Consider the following 26,237-nt stretch of genomic DNA (forward strand, 5'->3'; position numbering starts at 1 on the left):
TCCCTTATTCAGATTTGGGCGCATGCGCACAGTCAGGACTTGGCGTGGCTTGTCCTTGCCATTCCGACGGAACAAAAGCATGGATGGCAAGTGCATGAATACGACTTGGCGCAAGCAAATCTCCTGCAGCAGCATAAATTTTTTGATGACGCTGTACTAAACGTAATCCTTCAAATTGGTCACTCACCACAATCACTTTAAAATGTGACTCCTTACCGGGGAAATAACCCCCATGACCAGATGATTCATTCACCACTTCTAAATGTGTTGGTGATAAATCTTGAAGGCGTTGAATCAGTTGTTGTTCTAAAGTCAAAATAATACTCCCAAATCGCTAAAGCTCTGGGTTTAGTATAACGTGTTCCGATTCAATCTTGATCTTGAAGCAGCTAAATCATTTAGCAGTTTTAACAAGGGATCATCCAGATTCATATCATTTTTGCTTGCAAAACCACCACAACCCTAAAAAATGGTTTTATTTTATGCAATTGATACAAGTTTTTTCACAAAGTTATTGACCCTATTTTTGCATACTGTATTATACACGGCATGCGGGAATAGCTCAGTTGGTAGAGCATAACCTTGCCAAGGTTGGGGTCGGGAGTTCGAGTCTCCTTTCCCGCTCAAATTTTTTAGTGTAAGTTTTAGAAAAAACTGCTCAATAAGCGGGAATAGCTCAGTTGGTAGAGCATAACCTTGCCAAGGTTGGGGTCGGGAGTTCGAGTCTCCTTTCCCGCTCCAGATTCAAAAAAAGCCCTCATCGAAAGATGGGGGCTTTTTTTTGTTAATTTTTATATTTTCTCTGTAAATGTTCTATTTTATTAGTTTGCTCTTTATTTGACCTTACCCTGACGTTATTCCATATTTTCAAAAAATTAATTACTGCTTATCTTTTCGGAAAATTTTAAGGATATATCGCCAAATAACGATGAAATGATATGTCAAAAATTGACCAAAATCATTAGAATTACCATTAAAATCTTCATGGGTATTAGCTGACACAGGTAGAGTTCGCAAAATTTATCTAGAAAAATAAAGTCTATTTAACTCTCTGTTTTTAAAATTTAATATAATAAAATCGCGGTGATCTTACCCAGAATGAGTTCGAATCACCATTTTCGATGAGTTTTTTTTATTGCATGAAGTTTCTTCATTAAAAAAGGCCAATATCCACCTTTAAACAACTTTAGTTTGTTTCTCTTGATCTTCTTGATGAGCAATTACGGCTTGATTGCTATAAACCTCTTTCCAAGGAGAAATACCATAAAAAGAGCCATTCAATTGTGAATAGAGGATAAGCTCACTGCGGAAATAAGAAAAATAATGAGAATCGACCTTTCCGGGATTTGTCCAAAATTTGGACAAAGCATATTGATTGGTAAGTTTTGGTAAATTATATAAAGCAAAACCAAGCACTTTAACTGGTATGTGATGGAATAATGCCTGAATACCTGTTGTGCTGTTAACCGTAACCAAACCTAAGCCATGCTTCAACAAGGTAGGAAAATGTATATCACAAAAATAATGAACTCGTCCTTGAATGTGGAATTGCGTGGCATATCGATTAATTAATTTTCTATAATTTCGATACCCCCTATCCATCGGGTGATGTTTCAAAACCAAATGCATTGATTGATCTGCATAAAGACCAAAGTCTTTTAAAACCAATTCAATATACTTTTCTACATTCTTTAAATCACTATGTATTTTAATTTGTGAATCATTATGTACTTGTAAAGAAAAAATAAAATATTTTTTTGAATTTTCCTGCAAAAAGTTATTAAATTCATGCTTTTCAAACAGGTTATTTTTAACCCTTCGAATACCCGATAATGTCCAAAATCCCAATTCTTTTATTGGGTGAATACCGCGATGATGCTCATAACTCGGATATTTAAAAGAAAATAAAACCCATAAAAAATAATAGGTAATAACACTCACAACCATTTTCGAGTAGCTATTTTGTACATCAGTGATATCAGAATTCAAATCATTACGATTTTCTAAAGCTTGTATATTATTTAAGTGGTTCAAAAAATTAGAGAAAAAGTTAACGCCATTTTGCTCAAAAGTGATGTAATTAGGCCGAATATAGCCCTCTTCAAAAGCAAAAAAGTTAATATTATTTTTTTCTGCTATTACCTTTGCTAACTTGTGATATTTTCTACAATCACCAAAGCAAACAATAGCATCTATTTCATGCTCTATTAAAAAAGCCTCAATCCACCCTAAAAAATCCCCTAAACGTCCCTGATAATCAAAAACATTCTCTTTGGATTTATAAAAAAACCGATCGCCACCATTAAAGTTGATTTTATAACATTCAATATTTTTACCGTTTAACCATTGTGCTAAACGATAAAAGAAATCACCCATTGGTCCCTGCAAAAGTAAAACTTTATTCGCCAGCAACAATTTATCTACATGTATAGACATGAATGAATTTTACCTATTCTGAATTTTTTTAAATTTTAAAAAAATATCCTTCCATGTTTCTTTTGAAGTTTCAGCTGGAAAATTCATCTGGCTTTGAATGTATAAAATAACATCTTCAGGAGAAACGAGTGGGATATTCATACTTGTAGTCTTTTCGATATTATATACCGCATACTCTACAAGTGTCACATACACCAAAGTATCAAGGTCTAAATTTTTATTTCGTCTATCACACTGAAATTTATCTTGTGTTAAGCCCCAACCCGCATAGAAAGGCATACCATAACAATAAACCTTTAACCCTCTTAACAATGCCTCAAAACCACTTAATGAAGTAATTGTATGCACCTCATCGCAAATTTCAAAACATTCTAAAATTGAAGAATCCAATTCAATTTGATTGGCGAATTGCAACACGACCTGCTCTTCAATTTTGCCCACTCTAAGGCCAGCATGAACATCAGGATGAGGCTTATAAATAATATATGCCTTTGAATTATTGCGTCTAACCTCTTTAAGCAAAGCAAGGTTTGTCTTTATTTCGACTCCCCCCAATTGCACCGACATATCATCTTCAACCTGACCGATGACCAATAAGATTTTTTGATCTTCTGAGGGTTTAGTTAACTTTTTAGCTACACCCACATTGTATTTTGAAATATTGAGTTCAACCAATAAATCACGCAGATTCTGGGCACGCTCATACTGCGTAGAAGTTAATTCTGTCGTTTTTAGTAAATTTTCTATTTTAGAAGGCTGTGTTGCATCATAATAAATACCCACATCATCAAACACTAAAGAACAGGGACGGATCAGTGAGGCACCAAGACCAATCGAACGAATAAAACCATCTTCGACTGTTATCACATTTTTATAGCCTTTATCTTTTAATAGTTTGGCTTTTTTCCCCCAAGCCAAAATTTGATCGTTATGATTTGGTCTGAAGAAGTTTTTAAAATTAATTTCAACTTTTGGAAAAGCTAAAAAATCTCGTATAAATCTCCTCTTCCAAGCGCTAAAACCATAGGCTGTAAGTTTTAAGGCTAAAGTTGCTTGTACTTCAATATTCGGTATAAGCAGATCAATAATATCTTCTAGCTCACAGCGTTTATGTGTGACTGGTGAAACATAACGCGCATATTTTAGATAGGCGCAGGCAAAAAGATGTTCTAAGGAACGATTAACCCCTCTGCGTCCCTGAAGAATCTCTAAAGGAGCAAACTTATCATTGGTTAGCCCCCAACCTGCATACCAAGGAACACCAAAGCAATGAACCTTTTTGTCACACATTAAAGCTTCAAAGCCCAATTGAGAACTTACAACATAAACTTCATCAATTAGTGAAAGTAGATCAATAGGATTATAATTTTCAATTAAAATTTTTATATTTGGATGATTTAAATCAGCTGTTGAAAAATGCCCCTTTGACTTTCCTGCAATCACATCTGGATGAGTTTTTACCCAAATTATTGCATCTGGATGATCAAGACATGCTTGTTTAAGCATTTGTTTAAATATTTCAGGAGTTGCACCCGCATATTTAATCGATTGATCGCCAAAGGTTTGATCGACAACCAATATATTTTTTACTGTTTTTGAAAACAGAGAAGGATCAAGTTTTTTGAATTGTTGATTATATTTAGTGATTTTGTGGTTCAGGATGATCTGAATGGCATGTGTAGCACGTAGATTTAATTCTTCCTTTTCGGATTGAAGGATTAGCTGCTCTAAGTCAGATGTTTGTAAAGCATCAAAATAAATCCCTGTTTCATCTACAACAAGGGAAAGAGGTGCAAAACCGTCTTTGCCTAAACCTAAAGAACGGATAAAACCGTCTTCGAGACAAAGCGCTTTTAAACCCTTTTTTTCAGCAAAGGCTTGAGCTTTAAAGAAGCTTTTTTTACGTCCCCAACCTAAATAAGAGTTACTATTAATTAGATGGGGAAAAATAAAACTACATAAAAAAGGTATTCTGAGAATAGTTTTATTCATAGATGTAAAATTTAATAGTAGAATAAAAGATGAAAGAATTAAAATCCAACCATTATATAAATTAATTAGATTTTAAATCTCAAAAATAATACTGAACTCAAGGAGTACATCCATTAATTCAAAAATATAACTATATTAAAATAACCGAAATCCCATCTTACTACTTAAATAGGTGAGAAAAAATTTTTATATATTCTTTTTTAGAATCATTAAAAAAAGAATAAGGATCCTTTTTCAATTTTTTGACCAAAGGTTTTATACGTAAAATTTTATTAAATATATTAGCATCATTCACTAAAGATTCTAAAATATCATTAGAACCCATCTTAATACGATTCGCTTTACGATCAATTTTGATCAAGTCTGAAGGCGATTCTATATTGTTACCAACAAAATTATTAACATCTTCTCCAAGTACTTCTAAAAAATTATTTTTAAATTTGGTTATGGTAAATTTTTCATTATAAGAATCCACTAGGTTACATTGCTTAAAGCTATTCCCCTCAATCCTATCTAGGAGGACTTCTTTTAATTTTTCGACAAATTCCTCAGCACTACGATTATTTTTAACAATATAGGCATTATCACTATTTAGAAACTCTCCCAACCCACCAACTATAGGAGTTACTATTGAAAGCTGTTGCTCTGCAGCCTCAATCACTACGTTAGGCATACCCTCAACAATACTAGTAAATAAAAAGCAATCGTAACCACCCAATTGAACTAAATCTGAAAATTTACTAAAACCACCTTTATAAGAAACATTTTTCAACCCCATAATATTCGCATTCAAGCCTATTAAAAGGTTTTCTCCATCTTTATTTTTAGTACCACCATATATATCCAATGTAATTGGTAAATCACTTATGGACTTAGATATCTCAATTAGTGTATCTACTCCCTTATTCCACTCTATACCAGATGCCCATAGCACTTTTAATGAGTTACTTTTGACTTTATTATTGAATTTAATTTCATCATCTGAGTTAGGAACATATAATGTATGGAATTTTGTAGTATCCCAATCATATTGCCTATGCAGATACTTAGTGAATGTTTCATTATCTGATACGATGACTTTATAATCATCAATTACAAATTGTAAATTTTCATGGACCATTCCAAATTCTTGTAAATTATTTGGTTTCAACCAATGAGCAAAAACCAATCCCCAAATATTAAGGTTAACAGATTTCAAGAAGTCTCTAGCTTGTTCTGTAAAAATATATGTTTCTCGACAATTAAAATTCCACAATACTTTAAATTCATACTGAGCTATTAATCTTTTCAGAATCATTGAATAAAGACTATTTGAAAATGGCTGAATCATGTAATTTTGTAAATACAATAAACTTACATTATTTGGTAATAAATTATCCCATTCGCATTTATGACCCTCGACAACCAATAAGACGATTTTAATATTAGGAGATACCTCGTTAATACCTTGCAAATATCTCAAGATTAGCTTATCCGTACCACCTGTTCGAAATGTTTTTATTGTAATTAAAATATGATATTTACTATAGTCTAATGCTAATGACAGCCGAGCATAGTCTAAAGATTTATGCTGATTATAGGTTATCAAATTTTCAACATTTACAACTGTTGTTGTAGTAGACCTATATTCAATAGCATTAAGCAATAACAAATCACGTGAAATATTCTCACTTAAATTAATAAATTTACTAGGCTTAATTTTATGAGGAGAATTTTTCACATTCATTTCCTTAATATCTTTTTTGAGACGAGCTGATTTCTTTTTTAATATATTGATTAATACATTTAAAGGTATCATTGACATACCATTCTATTCGTACAAATTTGAAAAATTTTGATTCAATAATAGTTTATTTTTATCAAAAATTTCACTAACTACCGGATCACAAAATTGAAAAATTTGTTCCTCATTTTGCAATGATTTCACATCGAAATACTCTAGCGTAATACATGATTTTAATGTAACAATTAAAAGATTATTCTCAATTAGTGTCTGCGCCAATATCCAATAAAAATTCCTCATTATATGATCATTTTTTTTAATTACAGAATCTATAAAATTTGTTGGAAAAATAATATGCCTTGAATTATGAGGATAAAGCATTAATGCATTTACCTCATCTGTTTCAGGGGTTATATCAATGTTTTTTCTGTAAAAGACTTTCCCTCTATCACTAAAAAGATAGCTATACTCTGCTTGGTAAGCTAATAAAAAGCTCAAAGGTTTCTTAAAAAATGTTTCCAAAAAACTCCTAGCAATATGATCACCACTGTTCATAAACATACTGAACTGTGTACTTTTTGCAGGATCAATTAATTTTAATTCATCTAAAGCTTTTATCCACTTAATAATAATATTAAATTCATCTAATAAGGATAAACTATTTAATGTCTTTCTATTTAATGACTTATTATCTGATAATAAAACATATATTGTCAAGATGCTCTTATTATCATCATCAACTTCCAACATTTAGTTTCTCCACAATCTGATTTTTTAAACTCTTAAACTGTATATTCTTCAAAGCATTATATCTAAACGATATGTGATTATTCGCAATGATTTTATTAATAAAATCCTTACGGTTATTTGTTAAGGCTAATCTATCATCACTAATATTATCATCTTTCCTCAACACTAATAATTCCTGAATTTCATCTATACTTTTTGGCTCAATACATAATTTTTTTCCACTATAAACAGAGTTTCCTAGCGAAATAATATTTTTGTCTAATATTAAAGCTGTAAATCCAATAGTAGAATTTACTGTCATAACAGTATGAGCTCTTTTAATTGTTTCAAGTAAATCCCCATCAGATTGAAATATTAATTCATCAAAATCCAAAAGTTTCGTATAATGCTTCTCTGGATCTTCAGGATGAGACCTTACTAGAAACTCAAGGTCTAGATTAGTACTTTTCCATTGATTTAAAATAGACAATATGTAAAACATATTTTTTATATATGGAGAATTAAACAATAAATTACTATCAGTATCGCGCTGTAGTGGAAAAAACACATACGGATCTATAGGAATATTAATATTTTTGTTTACTTCTAGTTCAACTAACCCACCACCTGTTTTATTAATTATATCTTTTACATAATCATAAACACTTGGATCATTCAACAAGTGATCACTTTGTTGCCAATTAATATTTTTTCCTATTGATGATTCAAAATTTACACCCTCAAAATCGTAGAATACAGTTCCTGGTATTAATCCTCTTTCAAGAAAAATAATTGGAATTTTTTTTTCTTGAGCAACTTCAACCATCGATGTTTGAAATGAATGGGTAATACCATTCCATACCACAACTAAATCCGGTTTGATCTTACTTAAACAATAATCATAAAAAGATAGAAATTTCATATGCTCCAATATTATTTCTTCGGAACTTTTTCTTCTACCTAGTTTTTTAGAAACAGCTATTTGTTTTTGAATATTTAACTGCGTATTTATAAACTCTTCTGTATTGGGAATGAAAGCTTCAAAATTACTGTAATTCAACTTCAAATCAACTCTTATATCATCTGGAAAATCAATAATATGATCTGATATTAATGTAACAGTGATTGGAATATCCAGTGATGATTTTAGTGCTCTTAAAAACTCTATTGAATAATTCACAGGATCTTTTATTTTCTGTACAACTACAACAACATTCATTCATAAATCCCTATTACATACTTATCTTATTTAAGGGTAATATAAATTTTCTTTAAACTATTTCCGCTCAGAAATATATTAACCCAATAATGTATTTCCAATTTTTTGAAATTATAGGTCCAACGCCACTTTAGCCGCTACCGCAATTTGATATAATACTTGTGTAATACCACGAGTAAGCTCAATCCCTTTGGTCTGAGCTTTAGGTAATACTAAGATCTCATCACCTTGCTGAATTTTCTCACCTTTACGTACAAGTTCAGCTTTACCATTTTGACGAATCACAATCACTTTGGATTTATTCGATTTTTGGCTAAAGCCACCGACCTGCTCAATATAATTTTTGGCGCTCAATCCATTTCTGTATTCAATACCATTCGGGAATGCAACTTCCCCATGTACCATAATCACTGATGTTTTCTCTGGAATATGTAAAATATCACCTTGTTCCAATATCACATCTTGAAAAGTATCTGGATTGAGTACTACTTGCCCTTTAGGTTCAACTAGTCTCGCTTTAGCAATAAACTGCTTGACCAATTCTGCATCTCGTAAACGCAAAGCTGCTTCTTCTTGAGTGCTTGAGCGGGCATTGAATGTGGTTTCTTCTAACTTATCTAAGGCAACATTCAACATTTCTTTTTGCCGCTTGGCCACAGAAGGACGAAACAATTGCAAAGATTCAACTTCAGCTAAAGCATTCGGTTGCAGTTGCGTCAGGACATCACTGAGCTTGGCTCCATAAGGCAATACAATAGCGTGGGCACCATTATGTGCACCATCGACACGCACCTGAATGGTACCCGCATAGCGATCAGCCGTTACAGTGACAATATCACCATCTTCCACCATTACGTTATAAGCTTGGCTCAGCGAGTAATATTCACTGCGGTATTCTGCACCCTGTCGACGTTGAATACTGACATTGGTCGCCCCTGGTTTGAGTTTGGCAAATGCCAATGCCTGTGCCAGCGTGACTGCGGGTGAATTAAACTCAAAATCATTCTGGTTATAGACTTCACCCGACACATTAAAGGTATGGGTACGCTGTCCTACGACAATCACGTCACCATCACGAAAAGAGAAAGGACGAATTTGACCTCGTAACAGGAAGTCATATAAGTCGGCCTGCTGAATCGTTTGTCCATTCCGCATGATTTTAATATCAATATAACTGCCACGCTCTGGATCTACCCCACCCGCACGATCCAAATAAGCAATCACACTATCATTGGCTACGCCACCATAATTACCCGGTTGATTGACAAAGCCGGTGACCATCACTTTTACTGGCTGAGCTTGCTCAAGAGCAGCATATACCCCGACATTAGAGACATAAATACGGCGTACTTGCGCTTCAACTACCGATTGCAGATTGCCATTACGAACACCCGCTACTTTGACCGGCCCGACATTCGGAATAAAAATATTGCCTTGTGGATCGACTGTTTGAGTGCCGTTAAACTGATAGGCGCCCCATAGACGTAAATTAATATTATCGCCCGGGTTAATTTGATAATTGCTATTGAAGGTCGACCCCGCCGTTGAGGCAAAAGCCCCTTTAAAAAGCTGCGAACCAAACATCTTATTTTGAGTTGGGTATTTCATTGAGCTGCTTGGAGAAAGCTCAACCACAGACTGGCTAGTTAACAGTGGGGCATTATTAGTACTTGCAGTATCGAAATTTCCGCCATTAAAGGCCTGAGATACTTCGGTTGGCAGTAAACTTGGTTCAAATGCATAAGTTTCCGTCGCACATGCCAATGATAAAACTGATAATAAAGCAATTTTTTTCATAATTTATTCTCTGTGCTCACGGATAATTGAATGGATCAGCAATCCAATACCAAAAATTATATTCAATAAAATAAATGAGGTCAGGCTGATATACACTTTTCGTGGATATAAAGCATCTTGGGCTAAACGTGGTGTCGCAATGACCACTAATTTTTTCAGTTTACGCGAAGCTTCTAAACGTGCTTTTTCAAGGGATATGAGGGAAATTTTATAAAGGTCGGCTGCAAATTCAACTTGCGCTTTGAGTGCTTCAAAATCAGCGACATTTTTATTTAGCTTTAAATTATTCGGTGAAGTCAGTTTTGAGCTTTCAGTATTAATTTGCTGTTGTAGTGCTGCAATTTGACTACGTAAAGCCACCACTTGAGGGGCTTCAGGGGTCAAGTAACTGAGTAAAGTCCGTTCTTCGGTTTTCATTTGCGCCAGACTACTTTGCAAGCCTGCAATCAATGTAGCGACAGCTTTTGCTTGTAATTCAGGATCAAAAATTTCATTTTCATTTTGATATTCGAGTACCGCCTGACGTGCCTCATCTAACTGTGCCGTTGCTTCCGTATACTGTTTCTGTGCAAATACTTGCTGTTCTTGCGCGATGGTCTGTGAAATTTCATTAATAAATTGATCACTTTGCTTAAGCACTTCTTGATTGAGTTTTAGTGAGAACTGTGGCGAGAAACCCTGAGCATGCACATGTAACATCATGGTTTGCTCATCAAGCTCGACTTTAATCATTTTATTAAAATATCCGACCAAGTCTTCCACTGAAGCATCTTTAGGCAGGGCAAAGATTGGGTCTCTGACTGATGAAAATTCCTGACGCAGATTCAGCGTTTGATCTAACTGCTCAATCATATCGCGAGAGCTAATATATTCCTTCAGAATTTGAGAATCCTCTCGACTGGTATTTGGCACTCCCAACAAAGCACCTATTCCTGATGCATCAACCACTGGGGTATCGGCCACCTGCTTCACCAGTACTATAGAAGAAGATTGATAACGATCTTTCGCAAAGGAAAAAAGATAAAATACAATGATGAATACCGGAATGAGAACACAGCAGGTATAGGCGATCCAAAGTCGCTTATTTATTTTAGCTTGCATACGCTTTATATACCTCTACTGCATCTTGTACATTATCAAAATATTCTGCTTTGCCATCTCTCACCAAGAAAGCTACATCACAATTACGGGTTAAATCTTTTAAGTCGTGAGAAACCATAATAATATTTGAATTTTCTTTGAGTTCATCGAGTAAAGCCTGACTTTTTTTCCGAAAAGATGCATCCCCTACAGCACCCGCTTCATCCAGCAAGTAATAATCAAAATTAAAAGCCATACTCAAACCGAAACCAATCCGGCTACGCATACCACTCGAGTAACTTTTCATCGGCATATCAAAGTATTTACCAATTTCAGCAAACTCTTCAACAAAATTTACTACATGTTCGACTTCATCGTGACTATTTACATAAAGTCTGGCGACAAAACGAACATTCTGTCTGGCTGTTAGGCTGCCTTGAAAGCCACCTGACAATGCCACTGGCCATGAAATCGTTTTATTGGTAATAACCCTGCCAGAATCAGCATAGTCAATCCCACCAATGACACGTAGCAAAGTACTCTTGCCTGCACCATTTTTACCCAATAGAGCTACACTTTTATTTTCGGGTAAAAAAGCATTTAAATTTTTAAAGACATAATGCCGGCCTTTGGGTGTTATATATGATTTTGTTAAATTTTTTAATTCGATCATTTTGATTTCACCATATGGTGTTCAAAGCGCTTATACAGTAGTAATCCGATAAATAAAGATATAATTATCCATAATATAAAGTAACTTAAACTAATCCCTGGTACTAAACTGTAGCTGGGCGCAACAGCATGACGCATTAACTCAAAGATATGAATTAGCGGGTTATAAAGTAGATATTCGCGATATTCCACTGGAATAATATGGATGGAATACAAAATGCCAGACAGGAAGTAAAGAACTAAAAAAAATACTGAAAGAAATTTACCCACTTCTTGTGAAAAATCGCCAATCACAATAAAAATAAGACTACATGCCAGCATAAATATAAATAATAGCGCCCAATAGCCCAAAAGCTGCGGAATCTGTTCAAAACTGATGTTATAGCCAAACCATACAAATGCTGCAGTAAAAGCGATATAAGCCGTAAATTTCAGCAAAAACTCAAGAATATTACGCGCGAGCAAAGCATCGATCGGTTTTACTGGACGATAGCTAAACAGCCCTCTGTTTGACTCAGTTGCACTAATTCCCAGCGTCACTCCTGTTCTAAACATAAAGAATGGAATAATGCCATTAATTAAAAAGACCTCATAATCCATACCGGGTAATGTTCTTTGCATGACTGTACCGAAAAGTATCACCATGATCCCAATGGTTAATAAGGGCTCTAGAAAGACCCATAAATATCCTAAACGGTATTGACCAAAGCGAGTTTGTAACTCCCTTAATAAGAGTGCACGAATAGCAGCCTGCATTACATTTAAGCCACCACGCGGCTCAAGTCTTGGTAGTTTTTTCAGTTGATGTTGTTCTGGAAATTCCATGTATATAAGCTTTTTATTAGTGAATCATATTAAGTTAAATATGTGGATGACATCATACCGGCATCCCTAATCTTTATAAAGTAGATTATTAGTTAACCCTAATAATGGATCAGCCTATTCGACTAAAGATAAGTTTATTCTTATGATCCAATTGATAGTCACATAAAAAAGCTTAAATATTAATCAGATAATCTGTAATTGAACTTTATTTTGTACTTGTAATTCCTGATGCGTTTGTCGTAAATTCCATTCATCTGCTGAACTTTGTCATAGACAAAAGCGTATCTATCCAACCAAGCCTGATTTTACAACTCATCAGTTCACGAATGAAAAATTTCAAAAAAGCCTTCATCGAAAGATGGGAGCTTTTTTTTTATGCAATAGCAGTTTAAAATCCAGTCAATCATCACCATTTTGCATAAGCTTGTCATTATTTATGTATTTCAATTGTTTAAAGATTGGGCATAATCACGTTTTTTTAAAATAAAGTCCTCTTTTCAAGCATTCCACGACTGTGTATAACAATGGGCAGTTTAGGGAAATCAATAAGCATAGGCAAATGACGTCAAAACACGTTAGACTATGCAGCAATCAATGCAAGCAAAATGTCATTTGAGACAAAAAGAAGGTGAAGGTTGATGCCGCTCAATACCGTTGAAGAGCTCGTAGCAGATATCCGTGCAGGAAAAATGGTCATCCTGATGGATGATGAAGATCGTGAAAATGAAGGTGATTTAGTCATTGCGGCGACACACGTACGTGCAGAAGACATCAACTTTATGATTACGCATGCGCGTGGTTTAGTTTGCTTAACGCTTAGTCGCGACCGTTGCCAGCAACTCAATCTACCTTTAATGGTGGATGCGAACGGTGCACAACACGGCACCAACTTCACATTGTCGATTGAAGCAGCGCAAGGTATTTCCACAGGTATTTCTCCTGCTGAACGTGCACATACAATTCAAACTGCAGTTGCGGCACATGCAAAACCTGCAGACATCGTACAACCCGGACATATTTTCCCATTGATGGCGCAGCCGGGTGGCGTATTGCACCGTGCCGGTCATACCGAAGCAGGTTGCGACCTTGCTCGTTTAGCAGGTCTTGAGCCAGCATCTGTAATTTGTGAAATTATTAATGAAGATGGCAGCATGGCTCGCCGTCCAGACCTTGAAGTTTTCGCAGAAAAACATGGTTTGAAAATGGGTACCATTGCCGATCTGATTCATTACCGCATGACCAATGAACAAACGGTTGAACGTATTGACCAACAAAGCATTGATACAGAATACGGTACCTTTGATTTATACCGTTACCGCGAAATTGGTAATCCAGACGTTCATTTAGCTTTAGTGAAAGGTCAACCGAAAGACGGCGTGACTACTGTTCGTGTACATGGCTTTAATCCGGCACGTGACTTACTTAAACTGAATAAGCAAGATGGCGAACCGGCATGGAACTTAGACCGTGCACTGAAAGAAATTGCCAACAGTGATCGCGGTGTTTTGGTCTGGATTGGTCAACGCCACTTACAGGATTTGGGTCCTGCACTGGACAGCTTGACTGCGCCAAAACCAACAAAATCTAATGCTGCGCTTTCACAGCAATATCAAACGATTGGTGTAGGCGCACAAATTTTACGTGATTTAGGTGTTGAAAAAATGAAGTTGCTTAGCTCTCCATTACGTTTCAACGCGCTATCTGGCTTTAACTTAGAAGTGGTGGAATACATCACCGCACATCAAACAACTTAAGAAATAATCGAGGTTGCTATGGCAGTTCGCCGTATTGAAGGTATGTTACATCTCGCGAGCGAAGGCCGTTACGCGATTTTAGTGGGTCGCTTTAATAGCTTTGTTGTTGAACATTTGCTAGAAGGTGCAATTGATACGTTGAAACGTCATGGCGTATCAGAGGATAATATCACTGTTGTTCACGCACCTGGCGCTTGGGAACTTCCTGTCGTTGCAAAAAAACTTGCCGCTTCAGATCGTTTTGATGCGATCATTGCACTTGGCGCCGTGATTCGTGGAAGCACGCCTCACTTTGACTTTGTTGCGGGTGAATGTGCCAAAGGTTTAGGCGTTGTTGGCCTGGATACTGGCTTACCAGTGATCAACGGTGTATTGACTACGGATAGTATTGAACAAGCGATTGAACGCTCTGGAACAAAAGCAGGTAATAAAGGTGGCGAAGCTGCCCTTACTGCGATTGAAATGGTTAACTTGTTAAAGGCTATTTAACGCTATGTCGCAAACACTTCAAGCAACTTATGCAGCGAAACGTAAAGCACGTCGCTTTGCTGTACAAGGAATTTATGAATGGCAGATGAGCCACAATCCGGTGCATGAGATTGAAGCACGTACGCGTGTGGAAAATGCCATGCACAAAGTGGATCTCGGCTATTATCATGAATTGTTGACTCAAGTGGTTGCCAATCATGAAGCATTGGATGCGCTCTTAATCCCTGTGCTTGACCGCGAAGTTAGCGCCCTTGATGGCGTTGAACTCGCAACCCTTCGTCTGGGTGCCTATGAATTGAAAGATCATCTTGAAATTCCATATCGCGTCGTTTTAGATGAATCGATTGAGCTTGCTAAACACTTTGGCGGTGCAGACAGCCATAAATACATCAATGGTGTATTGGACCGTTTAGCAGCAAGCTTACGTGCAGCAGAAAAGCAACAAGCCGACTAATTTTTCAGTAGATTTGTTGTATGGCTGAGTTTTCGATTATTGACACCTATTTCAATCGTCAGACTGTTACATCTACCGATGTCAATTCTGTCGATTTAGGTGTTGGTGACGACTCAGCCTTGCTCACTCCCCCACCCAACCAGCAATTGGTTATCTGTACCGACACTTTGGTTGCCGGTCGACATTTCCCCTTAAATACCAACCCACATGCCATTGGCTGGAAATCTGTTGCTGTCAATTTATCTGATATTGCTGCAATGGGTGCCAAACCGCATAGTATTCTTCTTGCATTGAGCTTACCCCAAATTGATCATGACTGGCTGAAAGGCTTTAGTCAGGGTTTATATGATTGTTGCGATCAATTTGGAGTCAGTTTAATTGGTGGTGACACCACGCAAAGTCCTCATCTGACCATTTCAGTCACTGCCCTCGGCTGGATTGAAACAGGCCAAGCTGTAACACGTTCTGGCGCTCAAGTGGGTGACTTTATTTGTGTCAGTGGTCAAGTCGGTGATGCCGCTTATGCATTGCAACATTTGGGTCATCCCTTACAAAAACGTCTGGATTATCCCACACCACGTTGTCAGCTCGGTCAAAAGTTAAAAGGCTTGGCATCAAGCATGATTGATGTATCAGATGGCTTAGCCCAAGACCTAGGGCATATCCTTAAAGCATCGCATGTCGGTGCAACTTTGGATTTAGATCAACTACCGGTTGATGCCGCTTTAAAAAAATTACAACAAGAAAAGCAATGGCAATACGCACTCGCGGGTGGCGACGACTATGAATTATGCTTTACAATAAGCCCGCAAAATTATGAAAAACTTTTGCAACAACAATTAGATGTCAACATTACCAAGATTGGACAAATCGCCCAACAAAAAGGCTTAACTTTTATGCAGAATGGCGTAGATCATTCGCTGCAATTTCATGGATACCAACACTTTGCATAAACCCAGCATCAATTTTAAAAACATGTCATGGTCAAACCGCTGCATCGTGTTTTGTGGTGTGGGATTTGGTTCTGGACTAGCTCCCAAAGCCCCAGGAACATTCGGTTCCGCTTTTGCATTGCTGTTTATTCCTATTTGGCTGGCATTGGGATTTGTGAATTCCATCTTGGCTATTTTTGTGATGTCCCTTGTGGGCATCTATATTTGTGGGCAAACCGCCAAAGTTATGGGTGTTCATGATGATGGTCGCATTGTCTGGGATGAGTTTGCCGGACAATCCATTACCTTTTTACCCCTCATTTATTTAGGGCACATGAGCTGGTTATGGGTAGTGGTTGGATTTGCCTTATTTCGTTTGTTTGATGTATGGAAACCTTGGCCTATTCGCGTGATCGATCGTCAAATCGGTGGCGGCTTTGGCATTATGTTTGACGATATTATCGCCGGCATTTGGGCTGCACTGTGCATTTACATTTATTTATTGTTCATGATGGCTTAAGCTAAAAATTGTAGGATTACAGATGTCTACTAGCGTTATTATTCTTGCTGCAGGTAAAGGGACACGTATGCGTTCTAATTTACCGAAAGTATTACAACCCCTTGCAGGACGTCCTTTACTGGGTCATGTGATTGAAACGGCAAAAAAACTCAATGCGGCAAATATTATTACCATTTATGGTCATGGTGGCGATAAAGTACAGCAAGCTTTCGCACAAGAAAATATACAATGGGTTGAACAAGCGGAACAACTCGGGACAGGTCACGCCGTAAAAGTAACACTCCCCGTACTTCCTACTGAAGGTGTATCTCTTATCCTCTCAGGTGACGTACCGTGTGTGACTCAAGAGACACTACAACGTCTACTTGATGCTTCAGCACAAACAGGCATTGGTATTGTGACTTTAACTGTTGATGATGCAACAGGTTATGGTCGTATCGTTCGTAAAAATGGTCAGATTCAAGCCATTGTTGAACATAAAGATGCTAATGATGAACAACGTAAAATTAAAGAATTTAATACCGGTATTTACTGTGTCAGCAATGCCAAATTGCATCAATGGTTACCCAAGCTTTCGAATGAAAATGCGCAAGGTGAGTATTACCTGACTGACATTATTGCTATGGCGATTGTAGATGGCTTGGAAGTTGCTTCTGTTGAACCAGAACTTGCTTTTGAAGTTGAAGGGGTTAATGACCGTGTTCAACTTGCAGCATTAGAACGTGAATTTCAAAACCACCAAGCAAAAAAACTCATGCAGCAAGGCGTGCATTTAATCGATCCTGCTCGTTTTGACTTACGTGGCAACTTAAAAGTTGGTCAAGATGTTCGTATTGACATCAATGTGATTATTGAAGGTGATTGTGAATTTGGTGATGATGTTGAAATTGGTGCCGGTTGTGTGATTAAAAATACTGTGATTGCATCAGGCACCAAAGTTCAACCTTATAGTATCTTTGATAATGCTGTTGTGGGTAGTGATGCGCAAATTGGTCCATTTGCACGTTTACGCCCAGGTGCCAAACTTGCCAACGAAGTGCATATTGGTAACTTTGTTGAAGTTAAAAATTCAAGCATTGGTCTAGGGTCTAAAGCCAATCACTTCACTTATTTGGGTGATGCTGAAGTCGGTGCAGGTTCAAATATTGGTGCGGGTACCATTACCTGTAACTATGACGGTGCAAATAAATATAAAACCATTATTGGCGATGCTGCTTTTATCGGTTCAAATAGCTCACTGGTTGCCCCTGTAAGCATTGGCAATGGTGCAACCATTGGCGCAGGATCAGTGATTACCCGTGATGTTGCCGAGAATAGCCTAGCTTTCGAACGTTCAAAACAAGTGGCTAAAGAAAACTATCAACGCCCCCAAAAACTGAAAAAATAAGAGGATTTAAATATGTGCGGAATTGTCGGTGGCGTTGCTGAACGTAATATTAGCAATATTTTAATTGAAGGCTTAAAACGCCTGGAATACCGTGGCTATGATTCGGCAGGTCTGGCGCTGATTAATGGCGGCCATGTACTGCGTGAACGCCGTGTTGGTAAAGTCGTCAACTTGGAACAGGCAGTAGCAGAAGCTGATATTCAAGGTTCACTCGGTATTGCCCATACTCGTTGGGCAACGCATGGTAAACCAACTGAAGATAATGCTCATCCACATATTTCAGGCACGGTGGCTGTTGTTCATAACGGCATCATCGAAAACTATCAAGAACTTAAAGATGATCTAGAAGCACTCGGTTATGTATTTACTTCACAAACCGATACCGAAGTTGTCGCACATTTAGTCAATGATGCATTGAAATCGACTTCTAGCCTTTTAACTGCAGTACAACAAGTTGTTCCGCAACTCAAAGGTGCTTATGCACTCGGGATTGTACATACCGATCATCCTGATGAACTCATTACCGTGCGTGAAGGTTCACCTTTGGTGATTGGTGTCGGGATTGGTGAAAACTTTATCAGTTCAGATCAATTGGCTTTACTTCCAATTACCAACCGCTTTATTTACCTTGAAGAAGGTGATATTGCGCGTTTAACCCGCAATAGCATTGAAATATTTGTAAATGGTCAATTGGTTGAACGTCCTGTTAAAGAATTAGATGCGACTGTGAGCAATTCATCGAAAGGTGAATACAAACACTACATGCTCAAAGAAATTTATGAGCAACCAGAAGCGATTCAACAAACCATTTCCCAAGCATTAAACGGAAATGTTTTACGTGAAGATTTCTTAAAAAATGCTGTGGTTGATTTTGAAAAAATTCAACAAGTACAAATCATTGCCTGTGGTACAAGTTACCATGCTGGCATGATCGCAAAATACTGGTTCGAACAACTGATTGATTTGCCTTGTCAGGTTGAAATTGCCAGTGAATTCCGCTATCGCACCCCGGTGATTGTAAATAACACACTCTATGTGTGTATTTCTCAATCAGGTGAAACGGCTGATACTTTGGCTGCGCTTCGTGATACACAAAAACGTGCTGCTGCAAAAAATTTAAACATTGCCACCCTGACCATTTGTAATGTTGCAACATCTTCAATGATTCGTGAAACCAACCATAGTTTACTCACTTTGGCTGGGCCAGAAATTGGGGTTGCCTCGACTAAAGCCTTCACTACTCAACTTGCAGCACTTATGCTGTTGGTTTTAAAAATTGGTCAAGTGAAACAAAGTATCAGCGCTGAAAAAACCAGCGCGATCATTACTGATTTATGGCATACACCAAAAGTAATTTTAGATACCCTGCAAAAAGATAAAGATATTTTGCGTTTATCTGAATTGTTTGTAGAGAAACAACACTGCCTATTCCTCGGTCGTGGTACAGAGTTTCCTATTGCACTTGAAGGCGCTTTGAAACTGAAAGAAATTTCATACATCCACGCTGAAGGTTATGCTGCAGGTGAACTCAAACATGGCCCATTAGCTCTAGTTGATAATGACATGCCTGTGGTGATTCTTGCCCCTCAAGATGACATGCTAGATAAACTCAAATCCAATATGGAAGAAGTTCAAGCCCGTGGTGGTGAGTTATTTGTTTTTGCTGATGAAAACAGTGGGATTAAAGAAAAAGACCGCCAACATGTGGTCCATGTCCCAAGTATCAGCCCGATCCTTGCTCCAATTGTTTACAGTATCCCAGTGCAACTACTGTCTTACCATGTCGCGGTACTGCGTGGCACCGACGTCGATCAGCCACGTAACTTGGCGAAATCGGTCACCGTAGAATAAAGATTTAATATATAAAAGGCTGGTTGTGTATTTAAGTAATAAAGTATCACCCTAGGTAATATAGTTTCATCCCAGGTAATAAAGTACCATCCTGTATTGCCTAATTATTAATCGCCTGCTATTCTGAATTAATAAGGAAGAGCAGGCGATTTGTTATGGCGACAGAACATCAGCAGAAACGCTGGATTAAAGAAGGACGTGGACAAGGCTATCTAAAAGATTATAAGCCATGGATTACTATACGGGATGTTAGTTCAAAAGGTCGTTCTCACCGAGTTTTTGGTCATACAACAAAACGTACCCATCATTTATTATCTGATTTAGAACTTGCGATTTTTCTACTTTTAGACTGGAATCCTTTAATTACTGATATTAGAGAGCAATTTCCCTTACCTCTCAATGCTACGCTGGAAATATCAGAACAAGCTAAAATCTCTCACCCAAAAGTTAGAGATACTCTACAAACTATAAGTTCAAGTTTTTATGTTAATAGTCAAACTGCTGACCAACCAAATTTTGCCATTCGAACTAAATACACAAATAACTTACAGAATGAGAGAATCATCGAAAAACTAGAACTAGAGCGTAGATATTGGAAAAGTACAAAAACACCTTGGTATATCCTTACAGAAAAAGAAATTCCTTTAGTTATTTTGAATAACATCAAATGGCTTTATCCAGCCATGAGAGAATCTAGTACTACAATTTATGATCAGTTAAATTTGTACATTCATATATTTACACAATATCCTGAACTCAATTTAATCGATTTAAGTAAAAAAATAGATCAATCATATAATTTACCAATTGGTGCGTCTTTAGCAGAGCTTCGAGAACTACTTGCTCAACGTTATTTCATTTTTGATATAACTAAAGACTATAAAAAGATTAAGGCTTCTGAGATTAAATTAGGGAATTTTGAAATATGGGAGGAAATTCGCCATGTTTCGAATCAATGATGTATATAAGTTTCACGGTGAAGACTACCGACTTCTTAAAATCACTCCTTCTCATATTATATGGATTGATCTAAACCACCACCATGCAAATCCCTTTTTAATTGAAAAAGAGGAATTACTTACAGCCATAGAGGCAGGCGAAGCAGAAATAATCGAAGATCCTTTTGCCGATATTTCATTGATTAATGTAACAGAAGGGTCTGTCCAGCAAAAAAAACGTGATATGGGAATGAACATTATAGATTTACTCATTTCTAATGAAAATTTCTATGATCCGTCTATACGCTTTAGCCTTGTTAAAACAATTATTAAACAGCACAAAACAACCCATCAGACTATTTATAGATTGGCACGTCGATACTGGCAACGAGGTCAAACACCAAATGCCCTTATTCCCAGTTATAAAAATTCTGGTGCTAAAGGTACTAAGCGTATTGCAAAAGATAAAAAATTAGGGAGACCAAGAAAATATACTGAAGGTGTTGGTGCATTAGTTGATCAGAATATTGAAAGGCTATTTAGAATTATTATCAATAAATATATGTTAACAAAGGATAAATATTCTTTAGGTTATGCTCATCGTAAATTTTCTACGATGTATCATACATTATTTCCAGATATTCCTGATAGCGAAATCCCAACTATCTGGCAGTTTAAATATTTTTATGATCGTGATTTTCCCAAACTAACTCAGCTGACTGCTCGAACTAATCCAATTACTTATGCAAAAGATATCCGAGAGCTCTATTCAACTGTAAACACCCAAGTCTTAGGACCTGGATCTCGCTATGAAATTGATGCAACCATTGCAGATATTTATCTTGTATCGGATTCTGATCGTGCTTGTATTGTTGGACGGCCGACTATTTATCTAGTTGCTGACGTATTTAGTAGAATGGTAGTTGGTTTCTATATTGGATTTGAAAATGCTTCCTATGTGACTGCCATGCAAGCTCTACAAGTTGCCATGACAGATAAAGTTGAGTTGTGTAAACAATATGGTTATGAAATTACACACGATGACTGGCCGTGTATTGGATTACCTGATGCCATTTTGGCAGATAGAGGTGAATTATTAGGACATCAGATTGAAGCTTTAGAATATAAATTTTCTATTCGTATCGAGAATACCCCGCCTTATCGTGGAGATTTAAAACCTATTGTAGAGCGTTATTTCAGAACTATTCAGGCAACATTTAAGCCTTTTGCTTCTGGTGTAGTACAACAGGCTAAAGAGAAAAAACGTGGGGGGTCTGACTATCGGTTAGATGCGACACTTACGATAACTGAATTTAAGCAGATCATTATTGGTTCAATCCTTACACACAATACGTCACATCAATTGACAACTTATGATCGTGATATAGATATGCCTAGTGATCTTCCTTTAGTTCCTATTCATTTATGGAATTGGGGAATACAACATCGCGTAGGTCAATTAAAACAGGTTTCTGAAAAAGCATTACGTGTTGCTTTATTACCTAAAGTTAAAGCAACCTTATCTGACCTTGGACTAAGAGTGTTTGGAGTATTTTATCATTGCCCTGAAATATATGAACAAGGCTGGATGCATCGTAAAAAATCTATTTCTCGTCCACAATCATTTCAAGTAGCTTATGACCCAAGTAATGCAGAAATAATTTATGTGTTTTATGAGGAGCATAGTCTAGATTATTGGGAAGCTACACTTTCTCCAAGATCAAGAGAATTTATAGGCTGTAGTTTTTGGGAAGTTTGGCAAGTTCAACACGAACAAAAGAAAGTAGAAGCCGCTCAAAATCTAAAAACCAATAGGTCTCAAGCATATATTGAAGAACGTATTGAATCAATTATTGCTCAGGCAGATAAAAACAAACCTTCTTCTACATCCAGTAAAAAACAACGTTTGACTAATCTCCGTGAAAACAAACAGGCTGAAAAAGATATTGAACGATTGAAACAGAGAAATAATAGTCAAAAATCATCAAAAAGTGCTTTGACGGTTCTAGAGCACCCTGAGTCATCTTCAAAAACTGAAAACAATATTCTCCATATGCCTAAGTCCAAACAATTCATAAACTTAGAAGATGATGAAGATTACAGACTTCGTTTTGGAGTTTATCAAGATTTACTAGATGATCTTGAAGATTCTAATGATGAAAGTTGATATTCACGAAATATAAATAGGCAGGATACGATTATGAAGAATAAAAATAACCATGCAGTGTATACAGCAAGTCCAGTTTCTGATTATCAGGGGAATCCTTTTATCGAGGCATTACCCGTAATTTTTGAGGCAAAAGATACAATCCAAGCCATTAAAGGCACTATTGAATTTAAGTTATCCGATAGACAACTCCCCAATAATACTCGTGCTCATATTATATCGCAGTTATTAAATAATTTTTTTCACCCTATTAAACGACATTTAACATTAGAACAAAAAATTTCTATTATGTTGAGAAAAGGCTATGTAGGACGAAATATTACTACAGGTGATTTAAATCGGCATTTACAAAATAGTTTTGAACATATTAAAAGCAATGATTTTAATGCTTCTCGCCATACAGATTTAATATCAACAGCACAGAGTCTAGTGTTTATTGGCTTCTCTGGTAGTGGCAAAACAACCACATTAAATCGCATTCTTAAAAATTACCTACAAAAAATTTACCATCCTGAACATAATTTCACTCAACTGGTCTATCTAAAAATAGACTGCCCATATAATGGCTCACTTAAATCTCTATATTTAAGTTTCTTTAGTGCTGTTGACCGTGCTTTAGGAACTAATTATGAACAACAATATACTCAAAAAAGACATAATGAACAAAAGCTCTTGCAACTTATGGGACACATTGCCCATCTTCATGCAATCGGTCTTTTGGTAATTGATGAAATTCAACACCTCATGGCAAACAGATCTAAAAATTCTGATGAAATGTTAAATTTCTTTGTGACTTTAGTGAATGTTTATAGCTTGCCAATCATTATGGTAGGAACACCTAAAGCAAGTAATATATTTGAGCGTGATCTGCGCTCATCACGTCGAGCTGTAGGTTTTGGTTCAATCCACTGGGAACCTATAAAAAATGAGCCTGCAATAAAAACTCCAGATGGAAAAGTTCGAAAATCTGAGTGGATGACATTTACAGAGGCTCTTTGGAAATATCAATGGTTAAGAAAAGCTGATCTCTTACTCTCAGAGGAGTTACGACAATGCTGGTTTGATCTAACCCAAGGTATTTTAGATGTAACTGTTAAGCTTTTTGTCCTTGCACAAATACGGGCAATTGAGTCTGGTCTAGAACGAATTACTGTAAAATTGCTCCAAAATACATATCAAGAAGATTTTAAACCAATTCATCATATTATAGATGCTTTACGTTCAGGTGATGCTAGACGGATTGCACAATATCCTGATTTGATCACACCTGAAATTGACAGACAATTGTTAAAACTCTTTTCCAAAATCGAAGAAAGTGCACTTGAGCAAGAAGATGAGCTTGCTGAATATCAAGGACATGACGAATCTATCCGCTTACACAATCTATTACTTGAACTTGGTTATGAAACTAAGCTTTTGATACCAATGGTTAAAAAGATATTTACCGAATATCCTGATAAACACTTGACCGAGTTACTTCCCATTATTATGGACTGGTTAAAGCAAGATATAGATCCAATAAAGGATTCCTCATTATCTAAACCTAAAACACCTAAATCCAACCTACTTAAATTTAATCAATGGCATACATTGGATTCAGTTGACTTACGTTTTCAATTTTCACAAAAAGAGAATGACCAAAGTTTTTATGATCATCTAAAAACCCAAACAGATCTGATCTTTGATATATCTCATTGGATAAAAGAAGTGAGTTAGATATGCTAAATTTTCCTATGCCTTATGAACATGAACTTATTTATAGTACAGTGGCTCGTGCTGGAATCCGCTTGGCATTTGAAAGTCCAAAGCAATTACTTGATGCTGTATTTAAAAATAGGCAGGTTATTGCTACGGTTGATTTACCCTGCCATCTTAATGCGATCGTTAATCAGTATTCTGAAGAACAATTGAGTCTACAAAATATAATATACAAACATACATTATTTCCTATATATGCACCATTTGTACCTGAAGTAAGAAGAAAACAATGTATCAAATGGATGGCTAATATTTCACAAGGCTCAATACATCTTTCTTTGGGAATTAATGCTTCACGAATCCCTATTATTCACAAACTACGCTACTGTCCAAAATGTTTGAAAGAGCAAGCTCTTCAAAAAGGTGAATTCTACTGGTTGCGTTTATGGCAAATACAGGGAGCTTGCTGTCCACAACACGGTAAACTTGTCGAATCAACACTAGATTTAAGATCATTACATCGACATGACTTCATTGTACCTTCAGATATTTCCTGTACTGAATGGAATCAGGAATCGGCAACAAATGATGAACTTTTTATTAGCTCAAAATTAATAGAATTGCTATCTATACCACCTTTTGTATCATCAAGTTATGAACAGTGGACAATATTCTATAATGAACTAGCTAAACGAAATGGCTGTATACGTGGGCAAAACCAAATTGCTTTCGACCAAATTTTAGAAAAAATATCATTACGGTGGTCACAAAAATTTCTTAGGCAATATCATTTGGATGACTTAGCATCTGAAACCAGTTGGCTACGTCATATTTTTAGAAAACATCGCAAAAGCTTTAGTTATTTGGAGCATATTATTGTAATCGAAGCTTTTTTGAATACTGACTGGTCTTTTGCAGATATATTCACTCAAGTTAAATCCTTCCAGAAAGTAGTCTCTCAACAAAATAATCAAATAAAACCGCAAGATACTAATTTTGAAATAACCAGAGCTGAGAATCGTGAAAAATGGGTAGATTTAGTACAAAACCATGGGGTTAAACCCGCTCGTCACCTGCAGGCAGCTCTTTATGCATGGTTATATCGAAACGATAAAGATTGGCTATTGCAGACCAACCAAAACTTCCATCAGAAGTTTATTCCACAAGGGACTAAAATTGATTGGCAAAAACGCGATCTTTTGTATGTAAGGCAACTTATCCAACTTAAGAATACTTTAATCTGGGATTTAGATAGTCCGAGACGTTCTACGAAATGGTGGTTAAAACAGACGTCCACTTCAAATACATTAGAAAAAAACTTGCAAAAACTCCCCCTAATTAGATGCTTTCTAGAGCGATATTGTGAAGATATTAGCTGTTTTCAAATCAGGCGTCTAACAAAAGTTTTTATAGATAGTAATCTCAACAGACAACCACTTCCTCAGTGGCGCATTCTACGAACAGCTGGATTAAGTGAGGAGAGGATGACTTCTGAAACGAAAAAATTTCTAGAATATATCATTCATGAATTTCCTAATATGATTAAAAATTAATTGAATTGAATCCGTACTTTT

General features: G+C 36.5%; 21 protein-coding genes and 2 tRNA genes. 13 read left to right on the plus strand and 10 right to left on the minus strand.

Going from position 1 to position 26,237, the window contains the following annotated elements:
• Positions 1–4 precede the first annotated feature (4 nt).
• Complete coding sequence (locus B9T23_RS09435) at positions 5–316, minus strand: BolA family protein (protein ID WP_086193940.1); 312 nt, start codon at positions 314–316, stop codon at positions 5–7.
• 235 nt (positions 317–551) lie between these two features.
• On the opposite strand from B9T23_RS09435, the gene B9T23_RS09440 reads away from it, so the two are divergent.
• Together B9T23_RS09440 and B9T23_RS09445 are read left to right on the plus strand one after the other, a co-directional pair.
• A tRNA-Gly gene (locus B9T23_RS09440) sits at positions 552–624 on the plus strand.
• A gap of 41 nt (positions 625–665) precedes the next feature.
• Positions 666–741, plus strand: a tRNA-Gly gene (locus B9T23_RS09445).
• 435 nt (positions 742–1,176) lie between these two features.
• Here the strand turns inward: B9T23_RS09445 and B9T23_RS09450 are convergent.
• The 9 genes from B9T23_RS09450 to B9T23_RS09490 all read right to left on the minus strand — a co-directional run bounded on the left by B9T23_RS09450 (position 1,177) and on the right by B9T23_RS09490 (position 12,473).
• Entirely contained in the window at positions 1,177–2,436 is a 1,260-nt protein-coding gene (locus B9T23_RS09450) for a capsular biosynthesis protein (RefSeq protein WP_086193941.1), read from the minus strand.
• A 9-nt stretch (positions 2,437–2,445) separates the two neighbouring features.
• Positions 2,446–4,428: a capsular polysaccharide biosynthesis protein gene (locus B9T23_RS09455; RefSeq protein ID WP_086193942.1), complete on the minus strand. Its 1,983-nt coding sequence runs from the start codon at positions 4,426–4,428 to the stop codon at positions 2,446–2,448.
• A 160-nt stretch (positions 4,429–4,588) separates the two neighbouring features.
• Complete coding sequence (locus B9T23_RS09460) at positions 4,589–6,232, minus strand: glycosyltransferase (RefSeq protein ID WP_086193943.1); 1,644 nt, start codon at positions 6,230–6,232, stop codon at positions 4,589–4,591.
• 6 nt (positions 6,233–6,238) lie between these two features.
• Positions 6,239–6,901 carry a hypothetical protein gene (locus B9T23_RS09465; protein ID WP_086193944.1) on the minus strand — a complete coding sequence of 221 codons (663 nt, stop codon included), beginning with the start codon at positions 6,899–6,901 and terminating at the stop codon, positions 6,239–6,241.
• Positions 6,888–8,099 carry a capsular polysaccharide export protein, LipB/KpsS family gene (locus B9T23_RS09470; protein WP_086193945.1) on the minus strand — a complete coding sequence of 404 codons (1,212 nt, stop codon included), beginning with the start codon at positions 8,097–8,099 and terminating at the stop codon, positions 6,888–6,890. The genes B9T23_RS09465 and B9T23_RS09470 overlap by 14 nt, the downstream gene beginning before the upstream one ends.
• Before the next feature lie 111 nt (positions 8,100–8,210).
• Positions 8,211–9,896 carry a polysaccharide biosynthesis/export family protein gene (locus B9T23_RS09475; protein ID WP_086193946.1) on the minus strand — a complete coding sequence of 562 codons (1,686 nt, stop codon included), beginning with the start codon at positions 9,894–9,896 and terminating at the stop codon, positions 8,211–8,213.
• A 3-nt stretch (positions 9,897–9,899) separates the two neighbouring features.
• A complete protein-coding gene (locus B9T23_RS09480) occupies positions 9,900–10,997 on the minus strand; it encodes a capsule biosynthesis protein (RefSeq protein ID WP_086193947.1) in 1,098 nt (365 codons plus the stop codon).
• Complete coding sequence (locus B9T23_RS09485) at positions 10,987–11,649, minus strand: ABC transporter ATP-binding protein (protein WP_086193948.1); 663 nt, start codon at positions 11,647–11,649, stop codon at positions 10,987–10,989. The genes B9T23_RS09480 and B9T23_RS09485 overlap by 11 nt, the downstream gene beginning before the upstream one ends.
• Complete coding sequence (locus tag B9T23_RS09490) at positions 11,646–12,473, minus strand: ABC transporter permease (protein ID WP_086193949.1); 828 nt, start codon at positions 12,471–12,473, stop codon at positions 11,646–11,648. Before B9T23_RS09490 ends, B9T23_RS09485 begins: the two co-directional genes overlap by 4 nt.
• A 638-nt stretch (positions 12,474–13,111) precedes the next feature.
• Here B9T23_RS09490 and ribBA point away from each other — a divergent pair.
• The 11 genes from ribBA to B9T23_RS09545 all read left to right on the plus strand — a co-directional run bounded on the left by ribBA (position 13,112) and on the right by B9T23_RS09545 (position 26,216).
• Complete coding sequence (gene ribBA, locus B9T23_RS09495; protein ID WP_086193950.1) at positions 13,112–14,227, plus strand: bifunctional 3,4-dihydroxy-2-butanone-4-phosphate synthase/GTP cyclohydrolase II; 1,116 nt, start codon at positions 13,112–13,114, stop codon at positions 14,225–14,227.
• 18 nt (positions 14,228–14,245) lie between these two features.
• On the plus strand, positions 14,246–14,716 hold the full coding sequence (gene ribH / locus B9T23_RS09500; RefSeq protein WP_004649641.1) for a 6,7-dimethyl-8-ribityllumazine synthase: 471 nt from the start codon (positions 14,246–14,248) through the stop codon (positions 14,714–14,716).
• A 4-nt stretch (positions 14,717–14,720) separates the two neighbouring features.
• Positions 14,721–15,170 (plus strand): transcription antitermination factor NusB, encoded by a 450-nt coding sequence (gene nusB, locus B9T23_RS09505; RefSeq protein ID WP_067725795.1) that lies wholly within the window; start codon positions 14,721–14,723, stop codon positions 15,168–15,170.
• A gap of 20 nt (positions 15,171–15,190) precedes the next feature.
• Positions 15,191–16,123 carry a thiamine-phosphate kinase gene (gene thiL / locus B9T23_RS09510; RefSeq protein WP_086193951.1) on the plus strand — a complete coding sequence of 311 codons (933 nt, stop codon included), beginning with the start codon at positions 15,191–15,193 and terminating at the stop codon, positions 16,121–16,123.
• The gene (locus B9T23_RS09515; RefSeq protein WP_086193952.1) at positions 16,101–16,622 is read left to right on the plus strand and encodes a phosphatidylglycerophosphatase A family protein; all 522 of its coding nucleotides are present in this window, start codon (positions 16,101–16,103) and stop codon (positions 16,620–16,622) included. Before thiL ends, B9T23_RS09515 begins: the two co-directional genes overlap by 23 nt.
• Before the next feature lie 22 nt (positions 16,623–16,644).
• Positions 16,645–18,009, plus strand: coding sequence for a bifunctional UDP-N-acetylglucosamine diphosphorylase/glucosamine-1-phosphate N-acetyltransferase GlmU (gene glmU, locus B9T23_RS09520; protein ID WP_086193953.1), 1,365 nt, complete (start codon positions 16,645–16,647; stop codon positions 18,007–18,009).
• 12 nt (positions 18,010–18,021) lie between these two features.
• Positions 18,022–19,860 carry a glutamine--fructose-6-phosphate transaminase (isomerizing) gene (gene glmS / locus B9T23_RS09525; protein WP_086193954.1) on the plus strand — a complete coding sequence of 613 codons (1,839 nt, stop codon included), beginning with the start codon at positions 18,022–18,024 and terminating at the stop codon, positions 19,858–19,860.
• A gap of 155 nt (positions 19,861–20,015) precedes the next feature.
• Complete coding sequence (locus B9T23_RS09530; RefSeq protein WP_086193955.1) at positions 20,016–20,819, plus strand: TnsA endonuclease C-terminal domain-containing protein; 804 nt, start codon at positions 20,016–20,018, stop codon at positions 20,817–20,819.
• The gene (locus tag B9T23_RS09535) at positions 20,803–22,965 is read left to right on the plus strand and encodes a Mu transposase C-terminal domain-containing protein (RefSeq protein WP_086193956.1); all 2,163 of its coding nucleotides are present in this window, start codon (positions 20,803–20,805) and stop codon (positions 22,963–22,965) included. The genes B9T23_RS09530 and B9T23_RS09535 overlap by 17 nt, the downstream gene beginning before the upstream one ends.
• Positions 22,966–22,998: 33 nt before the next feature.
• Entirely contained in the window at positions 22,999–24,681 is a 1,683-nt protein-coding gene (locus B9T23_RS09540; protein WP_067725782.1) for an AAA family ATPase, read from the plus strand.
• A gap of 2 nt (positions 24,682–24,683) precedes the next feature.
• Entirely contained in the window at positions 24,684–26,216 is a 1,533-nt protein-coding gene (locus tag B9T23_RS09545; protein WP_067725781.1) for a TnsD family Tn7-like transposition protein, read from the plus strand.
• Positions 26,217–26,237: the final 21 nt, after the last annotated feature.

It is taken from the genome of Acinetobacter terrae, from assembly GCF_002135195.1.
GTDB classification, from domain to species: Bacteria; Pseudomonadota; Gammaproteobacteria; order Pseudomonadales; family Moraxellaceae; genus Acinetobacter; species Acinetobacter terrae.